Consider the following 17,102-nt stretch of genomic DNA (forward strand, 5'->3'; position numbering starts at 1 on the left):
GGACGTGTGTTTGAGCCCGGTCCACGGCGGTGGCGGCGCGAGCCGGCCGCGGATATCCTTCGCGCCGCTCATGCATGTTCGCACCCTGATCGGTGCCGCGGCGCTCGTGTTCGCGGCTGGTTGTCTGTCCGAGCGCGGCAAGCCGCCCGCCAACAAGCAGGTCGCCGCGGCGGGCGCCCCGGCTTCCACCGCGACGACGAAGGCGCCGTCGGGTCCGCCGGCGATGCGCGCCGCGACCGCTCCCGGCTCGTCGCTGTGCGAGCAGGCCTCGCTCAAGCTGGCCCCCGGCTCGGTGGTCGCGCAGGTCGACGGCGCCGACGTGAAGCTCGAGGACCTCGGCGAGCAGCTGGCCCAGGCCGAGAACAAGGCGCTGCGGACGTACTGCAGCGAGGTAGCGCGTGCGCGCGAGGCCGCGCTCGAGAACCTCGTGCAGCAGAAGGTGCTGACCGCCGCGGCCGACAAGGCCGGCAAGCCGATCAACGAGTTCGTGCAGGAGCGCATGGAGGCGGCGGTGCCGACCCCGAGCGACGCCGACATCGAGGCGTTCTACACCGCTCGCAAGTCGCCCGACGCGCCGCCGCTCGACCAGGTCCGCGACCAGGTGGTCCAGGCGATCAAGGCCGAGAAGTCGGAAGAAGTGTTCATGTCGATGTTGAACGAGCTGCGGGCGACCGCCTCGATCGACAAGCGCCTGCCCGACGTGCGCCCGCCGGCGCTCGAGCTGGCGGCGACCCACTCGCCGTGGCTCGGCAGCGCCGACGCGCAGGTGCAGGTGGTCGAGTTCTCCGACTTCGAGTGCCCGTACTGCTCGCGCGCGGCCGACACGCTCAAGCAGCTCAAGGACAAGTACGCCGGCAAGCCGGTGCAGTTCGTGTTCCGCCACTTCCCGCTGAGCTTCCACCCGAACGCTCGCCCGGCCGCCGAGTACGCCCAGTGCGCGCACGAGCAGGAGAAGTTCTGGCCGCTGCACGACGAGATCTTCGCGGTCCAGCGCGAGCTGTCGACCGACAAGCTCAAGGAGCTGGCGACCAAGGTCGGGCTCGACCAGGGCAAGCTCGACGAGTGCCTGACCCGCGTCGGTGCGCTCGTCGAGGCCGACATGAAGGTCGCCGGCGAGGCGGGGGTCGGCGGCACGCCGAGCTTCTACATCAACGGCCAGACCTTCGACGGCAACCCCTCGGTCGCCGGCCTGTCGGAGGCGATCGACGCCGAGCTGGCCCGCGCGAAGGGCTGACGGATGCACCCGGCCTTCGCCTCGCCGCTGCGCCGGTGGCTCCACGCGTTCAAGCCGGCCAGCTGGCCGAAGGTGCTGGCGCCCGCGCTCTTGGGACAGGTCCTCGGGGTCATGTCCTCGGGGACATTCAGCGTCGGCGCCGCGGTCGTCGGCCTGGCGTTCGCGGTGTTCGCCACGATCTACGTGGTGCTGCTCAACGACTGGTTCGACGCCGACGTCGACGCGCTGAAGCGGCGCATGTTCCCCGAGGCCGGCTCGCCGAAGACGATCCCCGACGCCATCCTGCCGGCCGAGAGCGTGCTGCTGGCCGGCGTGGGCTTCGGGGTGATGGCGCTGGCGGTGGCGATGTGCGGCGAGCTGTTCCTGCCCGGGCGGCCGGGGCTGATGCTCGGCGCGGTGATCGGGCTCGGGCTGCTGCTGATCTACTCGGCGCCGCCGCTGCGGCTCAACGACCGCGGGGCGGGCGAGTTCGTCGAGGCGCTCGGGGTCGGGGTGCTCGTGCCGTGGTGGAGCGCGTACGCCCAGAGCGGGCAGCTCAGCTCGCCGTGGTACGTGTGGGCGTTGCCGGGGCTGGCGCTGCTGGCGTTCGCGTCGGCGGCGGCGAGCGGGCTGTCCGACGAGGAGAGCGACCGCCGCGGCGGCAAGGCGACGCTGACGACGCTGTACGGCAACCGGGCCGCGCGCCGGGCCGCCGAGTACTCGGCGTTCGCCGGGCTCATCGCCTGGATGTTCGCAGTGCGCGCCAGCGGCGGCGAGTTCCCGCTGATCCCGGTGCAGATCGCCGTGCTCGCGGCGGCGCTGCCGTGGCGCGCGCTGACCCGCGAGAGCCCGCACGCGCTGACCAACTGCTTCAAGGCCCAGGGCCGCTACAAGACCGCGCTGCACCGCCTGATCTGGGGCTCGTCGCTGACGCTGGCGCTGGCGCTGGTGGTGCTGCGCGCGGTGGGGTGGGCATGAGCTGGCCGGGGCGGTCACTGGCGCCGGGGCGCAGCCGCAGCCGCAGCGTGGAGGAGGTCGTGGCCCACGTGGCCGACGGCTCGCCCGCGGCGGCCGAGCTGACGGCGGCGCTGCGGGAGATCGAGGCGGCGGCCGCCGCCGCGTTCCCGGGCAACATCTACTGGGACACCGAGCTGCTGGCGGTCGAGCTGCTGCGCGCGGGCCCGGGCGAGCTCGCGGCCCTGGGGCGCCAGATCGCCGGCCTGCAGGCGCTCTACGGCCACAACACGGTGATCCGGTTCCGCTACGTCCACGACTTCCTGTACGGCTACGACTGGGCCAAGTGGGTCCAGCGCGAGCCGGAGGAGCGCGCGGGGGTCGGGCCGTTCGCGCCGGCCTTCATCGACCACCAGGAGCGCCGCGCCCGCGAGCTCGAGCAGCTGATCGCCGACGACGACGCGGTCTATCCCAGCTTGCCCGAAGGACAGGTGCGCAACCCGTTCCCGTTCTCGCGCGAGCCCGAGGCCGAGTCGCTGCTGCTGGCCGAGCTGGCCGCCGCGGGGCTGCTGCCGGTCGAGGCCTGGGACGCGGCCGCGTCGCCGCTGTGGGACCGGCCCTACGCGGACCTGCGGATCGAGCGAGCGGCCGCGCTGGGGCTCTCGCTGCCCGAGTGAGCGATGGCTGGTTGTTCGGACATGCACAAAGGGGCATGCTCGCGAGAGCATGCCCCTTCGGACCTGTCACGAGGGACAGGGCGCCCGAACCGGTCACAGGCCGGATTGGCGCTGCTTCTCCTTGAGGCGGGCGACCTTCTGCTCGAGCTCCTCGACGAGCTGCTTCTGGTCGGTGTAGTTCTTCTCGACGACGACGCCGCGGCGCTCGGCGAGCTCGATCTGCTCGGAGGTGCGGGCGTTCTCCTTCACCTTCTTCATGCGCTCGAAGAAGATCGTGCGCTGGGCCAGGTCCTTGCGCGCGATGTCGAGTTTCTTCTCCCAGTAGGCGATCTCGGCGTCGGCGCTGGCGAAGCTGGTCGGCTCGGGCTTGGGCTTCTTCGGCGGGGCCAGGGAGTCGGACTTGGGGCCGACCGGGAGGATGGACGGGTTGATGCGGGCCTTGCCGTTGCCGCGGTTGGGGTCGTACTCGCGGGCGCCGACGCCGAGCGCCTGCGACTCCGGGCCGCCGCCGCTCTGGGCGAGGCTGGCCTGCTGGCCGGCGCTGCCCTTGCTCTTGCCGGCCCCGGCCGCACCCGAGGCGGCGTCACCCCCGGGCCAGAAGATGAGGAGCGCGGCGACCACGAGGATCGCGCCGCCCACGATCAGCGCCCACAGCGCGCCACCCTGGGCAGGCTCGGGCTGGGTCGCGGTCGTCGGCTTGGGACCAGGTTCGGACATACGCGGGCGAGAATAGCATGTCCGCGGTGAGCGAGCCCCCGGAGGAGTTCATCGAGATCCCGCTGGTCGTGGACCCGGCCCGCGACGGCTTTCGCCTCGATCGCTTCCTCTCGAGCCGGATCGCACGGCTGTCGCGGACCCGCGTGCAAACGATCGTCGACAACGGCCAGGTGCGCCGCGCAGACACCGGTGAGGTGCTGCTGCGCGCGTCCCAGCGCGTGCGCGCCGGCGAGGCGCTGGTGATCCGCAGGCCCGCGCCGCGTGAGCCGGAGGTGGTGCTCGATTACCGGGAGATCTACAGGGACGAGGCCCTGCTGGTCATCGACAAGCCTGCCGGTCTGCCGGTCCACCCGTCGGCCAGCTACCACCGCCACACGCTGACCCAGGTGCTGCGCGATCGCCTCGGCCCCGGTCACGGCTGGGACATGGCCCACCGCCTCGACCGCGAGACGTCCGGCGTGATGGTGTTCGGCCGCCGCGCCGGCTCGGCGACGGCGCTCAAGAAGGCGTTCCTCGGCCGCGAGGTGCGCAAGACGTACCTGGCGCTGGTCCACGGCTCTTTTGATAAAGAGCATGTCCGTATCGACATGTCCCTCGGGTTCGCGATCGGCTCGAAGATCCGGATCAAGATGGGGCCGGTGCCGGTGGCCGACGGCGGTCTGCCGGCGGCGACGACGGTGCGCCCGCTGCGGCACGGAGAATTCAATAAAATGCCGGTGACTCTGGTGGAGGCGCTGCCGGAGACGGGGCGGCAGCACCAGATCCGCGTCCATCTGGCGGAGATCGGCCATGCAGTGGTCGGCGACAAGCTGTACGGGCTGCCCGAAGAAGAATTTTTAAAAGTGGTCGAGGGCGGACGGAAGCTGCACGAGCTCGGGGCCCAGCTCGGGCTGCAACGCCACGCGCTGCACGCTGCGGCGCTGACGCTGCCGCACCCGAAGACCGGCGCGGAGGTGCAATTCACCGCCCCGTGGCCGGCCGAGCTCGCTGCGATCCTGGCGCCGTGAGGCGGGAGCGACCGAGGGCGCGGGTGAGGGGCGACATGTCTCGAGGGACATGGGGCTGCCGAGCGCGCTCATGGGGCCAGGATGTTGCGAGCACATGTCTCGAGGGACATGTGGCTGCGCGTTACAGGAGCGGCGAGGCGCCGGGGTGCAAGATCTCCACGATCTCGCCGGACACCGGCTCGATCGCGGTGGTCTTGCCGTCCTCCACCACCACCTTGAACTGGGCCATGTCCGAGCCGTCCTTGAGCTTCAGGGTGCGGTCGGGCAGCTCGATGGTGTCGACGCCGGGCGGCTCGCGGGTGAGGCCGAGGCGCGCCTTGCCTTGCGACCAGGCGAGCACGCGCGGACGCTCGGAGGTGTCGGTGCCGGCGGGGAGCTCGAACTGGCGCAGGGTCGTGGGGGCGTCGCCGCGGCGGGCCCAGCGGTACCAGGCGAACACGGTGCCGGCGACGAGCACTGCGAGGCAGGCGATCAGGACGCGGCGGATGCGCCGGGCGGCTGCGTAACCGGCGAATCGGCCGAGATGGTGCTCGCCGGGCGGCGGGTTACGCATGAGCTCGTCGTCGCGGTCGCTGGCGGGCGGAGCCTCGACCGGGCGCCACTCGCTGGCCACGTCGGAGGACGGCGGGTCGAGGTCGTCGCGGGTCATGCCCGGAGGATAGCGCGGGTCGGCGAGGAGCGCGCTCGCGCGGGGCTCACTGACACACCGAGCCGATCAGGAGGTTCGTGTCGAGGTCGACCACCGGGTCGGTGCAGAACTGGTTGACCGGACAGTCGGCGTCGCTGTTGCACTGGCCGCAGATGCCCAGCTTCACCAGGCCCATGATGTTGGCCTCGCCGCAGAAGCCCGAGGCGCACGCCTGGTTGCCCGTGCCCTCGAAGTCGCAGCCGGCGTTGTTGGGCACCGAGTCGGTGGGCTTGCACTTCTTCTGGCCGCTGAAGTCGGCGAAGTCGTAGTCGGGCGTGCAGTGAGGCGCCTGCGGGGGACAGTCGACGTCGGTCTTGCACTCGCCGCAGGTGGCGACCGTGATGATGCCTGGGACCTCGAGCACGGGGCTGCAGTCCTGCGCGGTCGGGTCGGTGCACGCGGCGTCGCTCTCGCAGCCGTCGCCGGCCTTGCCGAGGTTGCACACGGAGCCGACGCCGGCGACCGGGTTGGGAATCGTGCAGCCGCCGTCGGGGCAGTCGTCGTCGCCGAAGCACTCGCCGCAGAAACCGCCGAGGGCGGGGACGACGAAGCACTTGCCGGACTCGCAGCCGCAGCCGCTGGCGTCGGTGCAGGGGGCGTTCTGCGGCTGGGCGGGGATGTCGTTGCAGAAGATGCCGGTGCTGAAGTCGGTGGTTTCGGGGACGAGCGAGGTCGAGATGACGTCGGTGGTGACGGTGCTCGAGTGAGTGTCGCTGGGGTCGCCGTCGGTAGCGGAGCCCTCGGTGATCGGGACGAGGGTGGTGCCTTCGCTGGTGGGGAAGGTGGTGACGGTCTGACCGACGGTGGTGGTGAGGGGCTCGCTCGGGTTGGCCGAGGTCTGGCTGTGGCCCATGGTGACGGAGGCTTCGCTGGTCGAGCCGAGGGTGGTGCCGTCGGTGCCGGTCTGCGAGTCGGTCTCGCCGGGCTCGGACTTGGGGCTGCAAGCGACGATGAAAAATAGAGCGGACCACAAGCGATACTTCATGCGAGGAAGTATACGCGGCTCGGGTGGGCGAGCGGTTGAGGATGTCCTTTGGGACATGGGCGGCGGCGCGCGGGCTTGTAGACCCCAGGGGCTCCAGTGGCGCTGGAGCAGGCGCTTGCGCGGCTTGGAGGTCCGAAGCGGGTCCGTGGGCGGCTTGCTGGAGTGTCGGTTCGCGAATTGCCGACTGCGCCTCGCGGGGGGTCCGGGGAAGCGGCGGCCGCGAGTTAACCGGCGGGATGGACACTCGTTCCTCGCGCCCATCTCGCCTCTAATTCGCGGCCACCGCTTCCCCGGACCCCTGGCACGGCTGCAGCCGTGAGTGGCCGCCTCGCCGTCGTGGGCTTCGATGGCGGATGTCTTTGGGGACAGATCATGGCGCGGCTGTTCGACGGCCAGGGCTGGCCGCCGAACAGCCGCTGTCTCGCTTCAATGACGGCGTGGCTCTGTCCGCGGTGAGCGATCGAGCGCGAGGCGTTTTGGGGGCGCCGGACGATCTCTGCCCTGGGGCGACTGCCTCGGCTCCGGAAGGCGACTGCTCGATGCGGGGCCGAATGGACATCGCCTGATATTTTGTTGCGCCTCGGCTCGCTCGAGGTCAGGGGAGCTCGAGCGGGACGGCGGTGCAGATCGACATGTCCGAAGGGACAGGGGTGTCTTGACGCAGGAGCTCGCCGCCGGCGGCTGCGTAGACGCCGGCGGCGCGGACGAGGGCGGGTGGGGGCTCCTCGACGCCGGCGCCGGGCAGGCGCGGGGTCGGGAGGAGGACCAGGGAGCGGCCGCACAGGCGCGGGGCGAGGGCCCAGGGGGGGCCCTGGAGCGTGCTGTCCCCAAAGCCATGTTGGCCGAACCACAAGGATGTGAACACCACCGGGGCGGGCTCGACGTCGATGCGCGGGGAGGGCGGCATGCCGGCGCCGAGCCAGGCCTCGGCGGCGAGCTCGCTGTCGGCGGACGGGCGCACTGCGAGCAAGATCGGTCCCGCGGGGGTGGCCACGCCGGACCAGCGACAGGGGCGGCACCCGGCCGGCGGGATGACGGGCACCGGGGCTCGCACGTGCGGCGGCGCAGCCTCGCCGCGGCCGAGCGGGCGCACGGCGAGCTCGCCGTCCTTTTCGAAGAGTACCCAGGGACATGTCTGGACGGGCATGTCCGAACGGGCAGATGATTCGCGCGCGGCGACGTCGGTCGACGGCCCGGCAGGGCTGCGCGGCGCTCCGGGAGGGGTCGCGTCGGCGCGACTCGGCGAGCCAGTCGCCGACACCCCAGGGCGCGGCTCGGCGGAGGCGAGCGCGTCGGGGCGGCGAGCCGGGTCGGGGAGCTCGGGGAGCCAGGCGAGGGTGCCGAGCGGCGGCTCCTCGCAGGTCGGCTCCGGCGGGGCAGCTTCGACCGGCGCGACGGGGGCCGGTTCGCTGCTCGCCGGAGGGTTACACGCCAGGGCGGCCGCGAAGGCCACGCGCCGGAGCGTCATGTCGGCGGCTCATTGGCGGGCGATCGAGGCCTGGATGCAACCGGCGGTGTTGCGCTGCATGATGCCGCGCGGGTTGGCCCACGACTGCGCGTTCCACAAGGTCTTGTTGTCCTTGTCGATGCCGATCACGTCGGAGGGCAAGGTGAGCCTGACGAAGGGGCGCTGGCCGGTGGCGCAATCGGCGTAGGCCTCGACCGGGCCGGGTCCCCACAGCAGGGTGCGGCCGCTGATCTTGCTCGGGTCGGTGACGCGGTAGGTCACCGTCATCTGGTAGATCGGGTTGGTCTCGGAGGGCTGCAGGGTCTGCGCGAAGCTCTCGACCTCGCAGGCGACCAGGGGGTCGGCGACGCCCTCGGTACACAGGCGCTCGGCCCACTCGCTGAACACGGCCTCGCCCTCCTTGCCGTTCATCGCCTGGTCGACGTTGGTCTTGGTGTAGTAGTCGATCAGGCACGGCTCGTACTTGAGGGTGACCTTGATCTTGGCGGTGCCGGCGAACGGGTTCTCGTCCTGGTTCTCGGCCTGGATCAGCTCCACACACGTGAAGCCGAACGGCTCCTCCGCTTCCTCCTTGCAGGCGGACACGAAGAGAGCGCTGGTAGAGCAGAGGCCGAGAGCGGCGATGAGCGAGAGGCGGGACATCGCCGCCAGTGTTGCAAACCCGAGCGCCGGGTCGCAAGCACGTTCGCCGCGGGCCGCGCGGACGGTTTCACGGGTGCGCGGCGCCGGCTGCGCATGAGCCTGGACGGTGTCCGATCGGCGGTTTGACTGTGACGGGCATCACCAGGCCGCTGGGGCTCGCGTGCTAGCGTCGCCGGCGCCTCATGACGGCTACGGCGGCGAAATCGACGCTTCACGAGCGGCTGGCAGCGGCGCAGACCCGAGTGTTCGCTCGCGCGGCCGTCTGGCGGCAGCGGGCGGCGGTGAGCGGGCGCGCCGGGAGCGAGCCGCGCTGGTCCCTGGGTGTCCCGGACATCAGCCTCGCCTGCGAGGTGCTGCTGGCCGATCGCCTGTTCCACGACCTCACTCCCGAAGAAGCAGCAGGCCTGGCCCGGTGGATCCGCGCCGACCAGCAGCCCTCGGGGGCCTGGCACGTGCCAGGCGGCGGGCCCGACCTGTCCCTGACCGTGTTCGGCTGGTGGGCCCTGGTCGAGGCGGGCGACGACCCGTCGGCCGAGCACCTGGTGCGGGCGCGACGCGTGGTCCACGAGCTCGGCGGGGCCCAGCGCGCCAATGCGGCGGTGCGCATGTGGCTGGCGATGGCCGACGCGATCCCGTGGAGCTGGGTGCCGACCTTCCCGGCCGAGCTGTGGCTGCTGCCGGCGTGGGCGATCCTGTCGCCGAGCCGGGTGGCGCCGTGGGGTCGCGGGGTGATGACGCCGTACCTGCTGCTGTCGCGCGCGCCGGCGCGGGTCCACCTGTCGGACCCGCGGGCGCTGCTGCTCACGCGGCCCGACGGCGAGCCGATCCTGCCGCGCTTGACGCAGCCGGGGCTGGCGGGAGATCTGCTGCAGAGCTTCGACCAGGCGGTCAAGGTGATCCGCAAGCTGCCGCGCGGGCCGGTGCTGACCACGGCGCTCGCCCGCGTGCAGCGCTGGCTGGTCGACGCGCAGCAGCGCCACGGCGGGTGGTTCTCGGCCCAGCCGACGCTCCTCAGCCTGATGGCGCTGCGGGTGCTCGGAGCCAGCTTCGACGACCCGCGGATCCGCGAGGGCCTCGACTACCTCCGACGCGCGCGCGGCCGCACCCGCTTCGCCGGCGGGACCATCGGCCAGGCGGTGCACCTGGCCCAGGGGCAGGTGAGCGAGCCGCTGGCGACCACGGCCCGGCTGGTGCGGGTGGCCCAGGCCGCCGGCGACGCCGACGCCGACGCGATGCTGACCTGGCTCTTGGACCAGGAGGTCACTGCGCCCGGCGAGTGGCAGCTGCGGGTCAACGCGCCCGCAGGCGGCTGGCCGTACGAGCCCGGGGCCGACCGCTACGTCGACACGCTCTCGACCTGCGCGGTGCTCGAGGCGCTGGCGGCGGCGCCGAAGACGTCGCCGCTGCAGACGCGGATCCGCGCGGCAGCCCGGCGAGCGGTCGAGGTGCTGCTGGCGATGCAGGAGCTCGACGGCGGGTTCTGCCGGTTCGAGCGCGGCGAGTCCGACGTGTTCATGACCCGCTTCCCGATCCGCGACGTCGCCCTGCTGACGGCCGGCGACCCGCACGGGCCGGGGCGCGTGCGCGTGACCGCGGCGGCGCTGCGCCAGCTGGCCCGCCTCGGGTTCCAGGCCGACGACGATCGCGTGGCCCGCGGGCTCGAGTTCCTGTGGCGCCGGGTGACGATGGACCTGTCCTCGAAGACATCTGACATGTCCTCGCGGACATCCGATTACATCGACGTGGCGACGCTCGCCGAGGTCGGCCTGTGCGCGGCGGCCCTGTGCCCGCCGACCCACCCGCTGCGGCAGACGGTCGAGCGCCAGCTCCGCGGGCGCCAGCGCGAGGACGGCAGCTTCGGCGCGCCGGTGCTGACGGCGCTGGCGGCCCAGGCCCTGATGGCGCTCGAGGGCGCGGCGTGCGTGCAGACGCAGCGGGCCGTGCGTGCGCTGGTCCAGGCGATCGAGGCCGACAAGGAGGACCTCGGCGGGGCGTGGTCGGACGGCTTCGGGCTGTCGCCGGTGTGCCACGACCCGACCGCCGGGGTGCGCGAGGCGGCGCTGGCCCTCGACCAGTTCGTGGCGCTCGGCGGCAACCTTCGAGACTGACCCTCAGAACATGCGCGAAAGGACATGACCATGCAGCCAGACAAGAACGAAGCGGGAGCGAGGCCGGGGGCGCGCTACGACGTCGTGATCATCGGCGCGGGCATGGCCGGCTGCGCGGTGGCCCAGGCGCTGGCGCTGGCCGACAAGGGGCGGCGGCGCAAGATCCTGGTGATCGACCGCCACAAGGGCTCGGCGCCGCGGTTCGCCGGCGAGTTCATCCACCCGCGCGGGGCCCAGGTGCTCGAGGACCTCGGCTTCTACGGCCCGCTCAAGGCGGCCGGCGCGGTCGACGTCGACGGCTTCACGGTGCGCGAGCGGGCCGAGGGCCGCTACGTCGAGCTGCCGTACGCCGACGTGGCCGGGCAGCGGCCGCAGGGGATCGCGGTCCACCACAAGACGCTGGTGAAGGTGATGCGGCAGGTGATCTCGCGCCGGCCGCAGGTCGACCTGCACGAGGGCTGGACGATCAAGTCGCTGGTCCGCGGGTTCGGCGAGCGCGTGCTCGGGGCGGTGCTCAGCGGGCCCGACGGCGAAGAGGTCGAGGTGCGCGCCGACCTGGTGGTGGCGGCCGACGGCAAGGCGAGCCAGGTCCGCCGCCTCGCCGGCCTGCCCGACGACCGCCAGACGATCGGCTTCACCGCGGGGCTCGAGCTGCGCAACGCGGCGGTGTCGGCGGCGACGTGGGGCAACATCGTGCTCGGGGCGTGGGGGCCGGTGCTGGTCTACCCGATCCACCGCGACGCGGAGGGCCTGACGTACCGGGTGACGCTCGACCTGCCGGCCCAGCTGCCGGCCAAGGGCGCGAAGCTGGCGGAGTTCCTGCTCGAGACGTTCATCCCGTACCTGCCGACCGCGCTCGGCGAGCAGCTGGCGGCGGCGATCAGCAATCACAAGGGGCCGTTCGAGATGGCGCCGACGGTCAACCTGCCGGCCCCACGCGCGAGCTTCCCCGGGCTGGTGCTGGTCGGCGACGCGGCGGGCTGCTCGCACCCGATCACCGCGAGCGGGATGACGATGGGCCTGCGCGACGCGGAGGTGCTCGGCGAGCAGGCGCGCCTGCGGGCCGGGGCGTCGCTGCACGAGGCGTGGCTCGACGACGCGGCGGTCCGCCGCTACCGGGCGATCCACGACCGCTACGTGCCGACCCGCCAGGCGCTGGCCGACGCGATTTATGAGGTGTTCCGCGGCGGCAACGAGGGTGCGCGGGCGATCCAGCGGGCGCTGTTCGACTACTGGGAGGCGAGCCACGAGTCGCGGGTGCGCTCGATGGCGCTGCTGTCGTGCGCAGAAGGCCGACCGTCGGTGTTCCTCACCGAGTACCTCAAGACGGCCCGCCACGCGCTCGAGACGAGCCTGGTGCCCCGCCACGCCCGCGCGCTGCCGGCCCGCGACCGCCTGCGCCAGGTGACCGGAGCGGCGATGCTGGCGAGCAACAAGCTCGGGCTGGTGGCGCAGGTGATGTGGGCGCAGGTCCGGCCGTCGTGGTTGCCGCACCGCGACGAAGAGCGGGCGTAAGAAAAGACAGGACGAGGCTCCGCGGTCGTGGCTCGCGTGTGCGCTCGACCTGCGCGGATCGTGCGGAGCGCTCGTGCTATACGCGGCCATCCGCTTGGCCACGAAAAATTTTATAAGAGCCCCCGTGAGGATGTCCGGCTTGCGTCCCGGAAGGGGGCTCGCAGGCGTGGCGCTTCTGCTGTCGGTCTGGGCTTGCGAGGCGCCGGTGGAGTCACCGTCGCTGGCGAAATCGCCGTCGATGAGCGCGCCACTCGTGAGCGCGCCGCCGGCAGACCCGGCCTTGAAGACCGCGGCGCCGTTCGACGCGGCGGCGGCGTTCGCCGAATTCGAAAAAGAGCTGCGAGCCAGCTACGCGTACCTCGAGCGCGAAGACTTCGACGTCGAGGCGCACCTGCAGCGCACGCGCGAGGCGGCGCTGCGGACGACCAGCGCGGGCCAGTTGCGGCGGGTGCTGCACCGCTCGGCGTTCGCGTTCACCGACCCGCACCTGCTGGTCGCGCCGCTCGACGACGACGACCCGAACGTGTGGCCGACCAGCGCGGACCTGGCAGTGGCGCTGCGAGACGATCGCTTCGTCGTGACCGACGTGCGCGCGGGCTCGGCCGCGGACGCGGCGGGGGTGCGCCCGGGGTGGACCGTGCGCAAGGTCGACGGGGTCGACATCGAGGCGCGGGTGACGGAGCTGTTCGAGGGCCTGCTCCCGGCACCCACCGCGCTGCAGCGCAGCTACGCGGCGATCTTGGTGGCCAACGGCAAGCGCACCGGCGACCGCGTGATCGAGTTCGAGGTCGACGGCGCGCGGCGGACTGTCGAGCTGGCGAACCCGCGCGAGCTGGCGCGCACGGTGGCGAAGATGGAGCCGCTGAGCGTCGAGGTGCGCGAGCGGGTGGCGATCGTCCGCTTCAATAATGCGCTGGACCGGCAGGAGACGATCGCTGCGTTCGACGCGGCGATCCGCGAGCACGCAGAGCTCGACGCGATGATCCTCGACCTGCGCAACACGCCGAGCGGCGGCAACACGGACGTGGCTCGCGGGATCATCGGCCACTTCGTCCGCGAAGCGCGGCCGTATCAGGTCCACGAGATCCCCGCGGTCGTGCGCAGCACCACCGTCCCGCGCCGCTTCGTCGAGTACGTGCTGCCGCGCGCGCCGTTCTTTGAAGGGAAAGTCGCAGTGCTCGGCAGCCGGTGGACCGGGAGCATGGGCGAAGGGTTGTTGATGGGGCTGCACGCAGCCGCGGGGGCGCGCACGTTCGCCTCGGACCTCGGCGACCTGCTCGGGGCGGTGTACTCGTTCGAGTTGCCGGCCGTGGGCGCGACGCTCGAGCTCGGCGGGGAGTCGCTGTTCCACGTCGACGGCACGCCGCGCGGAGACTACGTCGCCGACGTGCCGCTGGCCTCGGCGGATCGCGACGCGGAGGGCGCAGATCCAGCAATGGCAGCAGCGCTGGCCTGGCTGGCCGCGCAGCAGTGAATCGGTGGGGCGCGTCGGCGCAGCGTTTTTTCCGAAATTTCGGTCGGCGCGAGGCGCCGCGAAGACACGAGAGGCGAGCACGTCGGCTCGCCTCTCGCGCTCCGGTTTACGGAGGATCCGGCTGCGGGTTGAAGCCCGCCTTGTGTCCCGTCTTGGCCTTCATGACAGTCCTGCTTTCTGTCCCGCGAGCGACCGCGGCCCGTTTTTTCGGGACCTCTGCTCGCCGGACATTTTAAATGTGATTGCCCGGCTCGGGACAATTGCCCGCTCGCTGCAAGCCTCGACTCATTCGAGAGGTGAGGAGGTCACCCACGCCGGGAACACTGGTTCCGTGCGCCACGACGTCGGCGACGACCCAATCTGCGAAGGGCAGCGGAGTCACCTGTCGCGTCAGGCCCTCGGCACGCGCACCATGAACGTCGCGCCGCCCGGCGAGCTGGCGACCGTCAGCGTCCCGCCGTGGGACTCTGCGATCCGCTGGACGATCGCCAGGCCCAGGCCCGTGCCGCCGCTCTTGCCGTGGGTAGCGAACGGCTCGAACAGCCGGGACGTCAGCTCGGCCGCGATGCCCGGTCCGTTGTCGGCGACGATGAATACGGCGTCGTCGCCGTCGAGGCGGAGCGTCGCCGTCACCCGCGGCGCGGGCGTGCGCTGCTTCGCCAGCGCCTCGCAGGCGTTCTTGATCAGGTTGACGAGCCCGCGCTGGAGCCGGGGCGCATCGACCGAGACCACCTCGTCGGTCGGCACGAGCACCTCCAGCTCCAGCGCGTCGGACGTGAACAGGTGGCGCGTCTTGTCGCGGAGCTGGCGCCCGAGCTCGCCGAGGCGTACCGACACGCGCTCGATCGCGGCCTCGCGCGTGAAGTCGAGGACGTCATTGACGATGCTCATCGCCTCGTGGCTCGACTCGCGCACGTACGGGACGTACTCCCGCACCTCGTCCGTGCGGCCGATGGCGACCGCTTCGTCGATCATGTCGCACAGCCCCTGGATGTTGCCCAGCGGGGTGCGCAGGTCGTGCACGATCATCGCCAGCGCGCCCCCCAGCGCCGAGAGCCGCTCGGTCCGCACCACCCGCTCCTGCAAGCGGGCGTTCTCCAGCGCCTGGCCGGCGCTGGCGAGGAACAGCTCCAAAAGGTAGATCTTCTCGGCGTCGAAGGAGCTCGTCTCGCGCAGCGCCGCGGCGATGCGGTACGACTCGAGGTGCATGATCGCCAGGTCGTCGCGCAGCGTGACGGCGCCGGCGGGGCCGCGGTGGGTCAGCGAGCCGACGATCCCGAGCACGGGCCCCGCGCGCCTGGGGTCTTGCCACGCGCCGACGCCGAACAGCGGGTCGAAGCCGCCGTCGGGCCCGGTGCGCCCGAGCAGCGCCGCATCCGAGCCGACCATGGCCACGACCTGGCCGAGGATGTTGTGGAGCAGGGTGTTGACCTCGCGCTCGCCGCCGCGCAGCCCGCCGATGACGTCGATCAGCGCCTCGAGGCCGCGGACCTTGTGCCAGTCATGCACGCCCTTGGTGGCGATCTGGCGGATCTCCTCGGGAGCGAACGGCTTGCAGTGGTAGCCGACGTTGGCGCCCGCCTTGGCGATCACCTCGTCGAGCGACGCATCGCTGTAGGCCGTGACGAAGATCAGCTCGGCCCGGGTGTCGCGCTCGCGGATCCGCTGCGCGGTGCGCAGGCCGTCCCAGCCGGGCATGCGCATGTCGAGGAAGATCACGGCGTACGGGCGGCCCGCCGCGATGGCAGCCTCGACCTTCGCCAGGGCCTCGGGGCCGGTCGCCGCCTCGTCGACCTCGAACACCAGGAGCTCGGCGGAGGCCGTGTCCGACCGGGTCGCGGCGGGGTCGTCGCCGAACAGCGCTGCGGCCGCGGACGTGAGCACGGGGTCCTTGCGCGGCGGCGGGAGGAGCGACTCACGGATGCTGTCACGCACGACCTCCTCGTCGTCCACGATAAGGATGCGGGTGTTGTATGCGGAGTTCATGGCGGTGCGGCCTCGGGCGGCTGGCGGAGCGGCAGGGTGACGGTGCAGGTCGCGCCCAGGCCGGGGCCGGGGCTGCGCAGGGTGAGGCTGCCGTGGTGCGAGGCGACGATCTGCGCCGAGGCGTACAGGCCGAGCCCGGTCCCGCCGGGCTTGGTCGTGGCGCCCCGCGCGATCGGAAACTCGCCGCCCTGCGCAGCGAAGCCGCAGGCGTTGTCGGTGAACGCGATCTCGAGGCGATCGTCCGCGACTGTCCGAACGGACAGCCGCAGCGTGCGGCCCGCGGCCCCGGCGGGCAGGGCCGCGTCGAACGCTTCGACCACGTTCTTCAGGACGTTGACGAAGACCTGCATCATCCGGGTGCGGTCGGCCTCGATGCGCGGCACGTGGGGCGGGACGTCGAGGCTCACCGCCACGGTGCGCTTGTGCAGCGCCGCGCGCTGGAGCGCGAGCGCGTCGTCCAGCAGCTCGGTCACCGCGAGCGGTCGGCGAACCTCGCCGCCGCGGATGAACTGGCGCTGGATGTTCATGATCTCCTGGACGTGCGCGATCGAAGCGACGAAGAAGGTGAGCGTCTCGCGCCAATGCCTCATGCGCTCGCGCAGGCGGGCCGTCACCGCGTCGACGAAGCCGACCAGCGCGCCGGTCTTGTCCGCGCCGAGCGCGGGCTCGAGCGCGGCCCGTTGCTTGCGCACGAACTCGGCGAGCCGGTCGAGCTGTTCGATCTCCTCCCACCCCGGCGCCGCGGCCAGCATGGCGGTGCGCGTGCCGAGCCCGGTGATGCCGTTGCCGATGTCGTGGAGGACGCTGGTGAGCACCTCGAAGCGACCCTCCTGCACGGCGGTGAGCTGCAGCGCCTCACGGGCGAGCGTCTCGTTGTCCACGGCCTCGGTGACGTCGCCGAGCGCCGCCATGTACGTGTCGCGGTCGATGCGGATCACGTCGAGCGAGTAGTGCCGGCGGGCCGCGCCGGCGGTGACGTGCAGCACCCGGCCGCGCACGACGGGCCCGGACAGCGGCGAGTAGGTCGCGACGGCCTGCCGCAGGTCGGGCGCGACGTCGGCGAGCGCGTGGAACAAGTTGTCGAGCTGTCCGCGGCGGGCGATCGGCATCAACAGCTGGGCGGCGACGGCGTTCAGCATCCGCACCTCGCCGTCGGGGCCGAAGTCGGCGAGCCCGACCGGGCAGAGGTAGAGGAACCGAAGCAGTCGTTCGGACTCCTCGGCGGACGGCCGCAGCTCGTCCATGCTCATCCTCAGCGCTCGGTCACGACGAGGTACTGCTCGCCCCCGTCGGCGCGCTTGAGCATGCGCAGGCGCACCGGCCTGGGCTTCATGCGGTAGGTGAACACATAGTCGATGCGCTCGTCGAGCTCGCCGGACTCGGCGTAGCGCTCGGCGACCATGAAGTTGTTGGTGCAGGGCGCGACCTCGATGAAGAAGTTCCTGCCGACGACGCTCTGCGGTGAGAGTCCGGAGAGCTGGGATTCGCGGCGGGAGAAGCTCAGGACGACGCCGTCGCGGTCCATGCGGACGACGCCGAGCGCGACGTCATCGAGCTCGCTGGCGGAGGCCTGTTCCAGGTCGGCGAGGAGAGTCGGACTGTCGAAGTTCATCGGGTCTCCAGTCTCGGCGAGGAGCAGGCGTCGCCTCGCCGCCCGGTGCAGCGCCC

Annotated in this window: 15 protein-coding genes; 7 read left to right on the forward strand and 8 right to left on the reverse strand. The window is 72.0% G+C overall.

Going from position 1 to position 17,102, the window contains the following annotated elements; genetic code table 11:
* The first annotated feature begins 70 nt into the window (after positions 1 to 70).
* From OV090_RS24395 to OV090_RS24405, 3 genes are read left to right on the forward strand one after another with little or no spacing between them, the layout of a single operon-like run.
* Entirely contained in the window at positions 71 to 1,234 is a 1,164-nt protein-coding gene (locus tag OV090_RS24395; RefSeq protein WP_267706758.1) for a thioredoxin domain-containing protein, read from the forward strand.
* 3 nt (positions 1,235 to 1,237) lie between these two features.
* Entirely contained in the window at positions 1,238 to 2,191 is a 954-nt protein-coding gene (locus tag OV090_RS24400; protein ID WP_267706759.1) for a prenyltransferase, read from the forward strand.
* Complete coding sequence (locus OV090_RS24405) at positions 2,188 to 2,844, forward strand: ferrochelatase (RefSeq protein ID WP_267706760.1); 657 nt, start codon at positions 2,188 to 2,190, stop codon at positions 2,842 to 2,844. Before OV090_RS24400 ends, OV090_RS24405 begins: the two co-directional genes overlap by 4 nt.
* Before the next feature lie 93 nt (positions 2,845 to 2,937).
* Here the strand turns inward: OV090_RS24405 and OV090_RS24410 are convergent, their stop codons facing one another.
* Positions 2,938 to 3,561, reverse strand: coding sequence for a hypothetical protein (locus tag OV090_RS24410; protein ID WP_267706763.1), 624 nt, complete (start codon positions 3,559 to 3,561; stop codon positions 2,938 to 2,940).
* A gap of 26 nt (positions 3,562 to 3,587) precedes the next feature.
* Between OV090_RS24410 and OV090_RS24415 the strand changes: the two genes are divergently transcribed.
* A complete protein-coding gene (locus OV090_RS24415; protein ID WP_267706765.1) occupies positions 3,588 to 4,568 on the forward strand; it encodes an RluA family pseudouridine synthase in 981 nt (326 codons plus the stop codon).
* A gap of 121 nt (positions 4,569 to 4,689) precedes the next feature.
* On the opposite strand, the gene OV090_RS24420 is transcribed toward OV090_RS24415, so the two are convergent.
* The 4 genes from OV090_RS24420 to OV090_RS24435 form a co-directional block, all read right to left on the reverse strand.
* Positions 4,690 to 5,217, reverse strand: a complete 528-nt coding sequence (locus OV090_RS24420; RefSeq protein ID WP_267706768.1) for a hypothetical protein — start codon at positions 5,215 to 5,217, stop codon at positions 4,690 to 4,692.
* Between the two features lie 46 nt (positions 5,218 to 5,263).
* A complete protein-coding gene (locus OV090_RS24425; RefSeq protein ID WP_267706770.1) occupies positions 5,264 to 6,241 on the reverse strand; it encodes a hypothetical protein in 978 nt (325 codons plus the stop codon).
* Between the two features lie 595 nt (positions 6,242 to 6,836).
* On the reverse strand, positions 6,837 to 7,709 hold the full coding sequence (locus OV090_RS24430; protein WP_267706771.1) for a hypothetical protein: 873 nt from the start codon (positions 7,707 to 7,709) through the stop codon (positions 6,837 to 6,839).
* A 9-nt stretch (positions 7,710 to 7,718) separates the two neighbouring features.
* The gene (locus OV090_RS24435) at positions 7,719 to 8,351 is read right to left on the reverse strand and encodes a hypothetical protein (RefSeq protein ID WP_267706774.1); all 633 of its coding nucleotides are present in this window, start codon (positions 8,349 to 8,351) and stop codon (positions 7,719 to 7,721) included.
* Between the two features lie 281 nt (positions 8,352 to 8,632).
* Between OV090_RS24435 and OV090_RS24440 the strand changes: the two genes are divergently transcribed.
* The 3 genes from OV090_RS24440 to OV090_RS24450 all read left to right on the forward strand — a co-directional run bounded on the left by OV090_RS24440 (position 8,633) and on the right by OV090_RS24450 (position 13,448).
* Positions 8,633 to 10,459, forward strand: a complete 1,827-nt coding sequence (locus OV090_RS24440) for a prenyltransferase/squalene oxidase repeat-containing protein (protein WP_267706776.1) — start codon at positions 8,633 to 8,635, stop codon at positions 10,457 to 10,459.
* 30 nt (positions 10,460 to 10,489) lie between these two features.
* On the forward strand, positions 10,490 to 11,974 hold the full coding sequence (locus tag OV090_RS24445) for an FAD-dependent monooxygenase (protein WP_267706778.1): 1,485 nt from the start codon (positions 10,490 to 10,492) through the stop codon (positions 11,972 to 11,974).
* Between the two features lie 238 nt (positions 11,975 to 12,212).
* A complete protein-coding gene (locus OV090_RS24450; protein ID WP_267706780.1) occupies positions 12,213 to 13,448 on the forward strand; it encodes a S41 family peptidase in 1,236 nt (411 codons plus the stop codon).
* A gap of 390 nt (positions 13,449 to 13,838) precedes the next feature.
* Here the strand turns inward: OV090_RS24450 and OV090_RS24455 are convergent, their stop codons facing one another.
* From OV090_RS24455 to OV090_RS24465, 3 genes are read right to left on the reverse strand one after another with little or no spacing between them, the layout of a single operon-like run.
* Positions 13,839 to 15,434, reverse strand: coding sequence for a hybrid sensor histidine kinase/response regulator (locus OV090_RS24455; protein ID WP_267706782.1), 1,596 nt, complete (start codon positions 15,432 to 15,434; stop codon positions 13,839 to 13,841).
* Entirely contained in the window at positions 15,431 to 16,678 is a 1,248-nt protein-coding gene (locus tag OV090_RS24460) for an ATP-binding protein (protein WP_267706783.1), read from the reverse strand. Before OV090_RS24460 ends, OV090_RS24455 begins: the two co-directional genes overlap by 4 nt.
* Positions 16,679 to 16,686: 8 nt before the next feature.
* Positions 16,687 to 17,046 (reverse strand): PAS domain-containing protein, encoded by a 360-nt coding sequence (locus tag OV090_RS24465; RefSeq protein WP_267706785.1) that lies wholly within the window; start codon positions 17,044 to 17,046, stop codon positions 16,687 to 16,689.
* Positions 17,047 to 17,102 lie beyond the last annotated feature (56 nt).

This window comes from Nannocystis sp. RBIL2 (assembly GCF_026626745.1).
In the GTDB taxonomy this organism is placed as follows: domain Bacteria; phylum Myxococcota_A; class Polyangia; order Nannocystales; family Nannocystaceae; genus Nannocystis.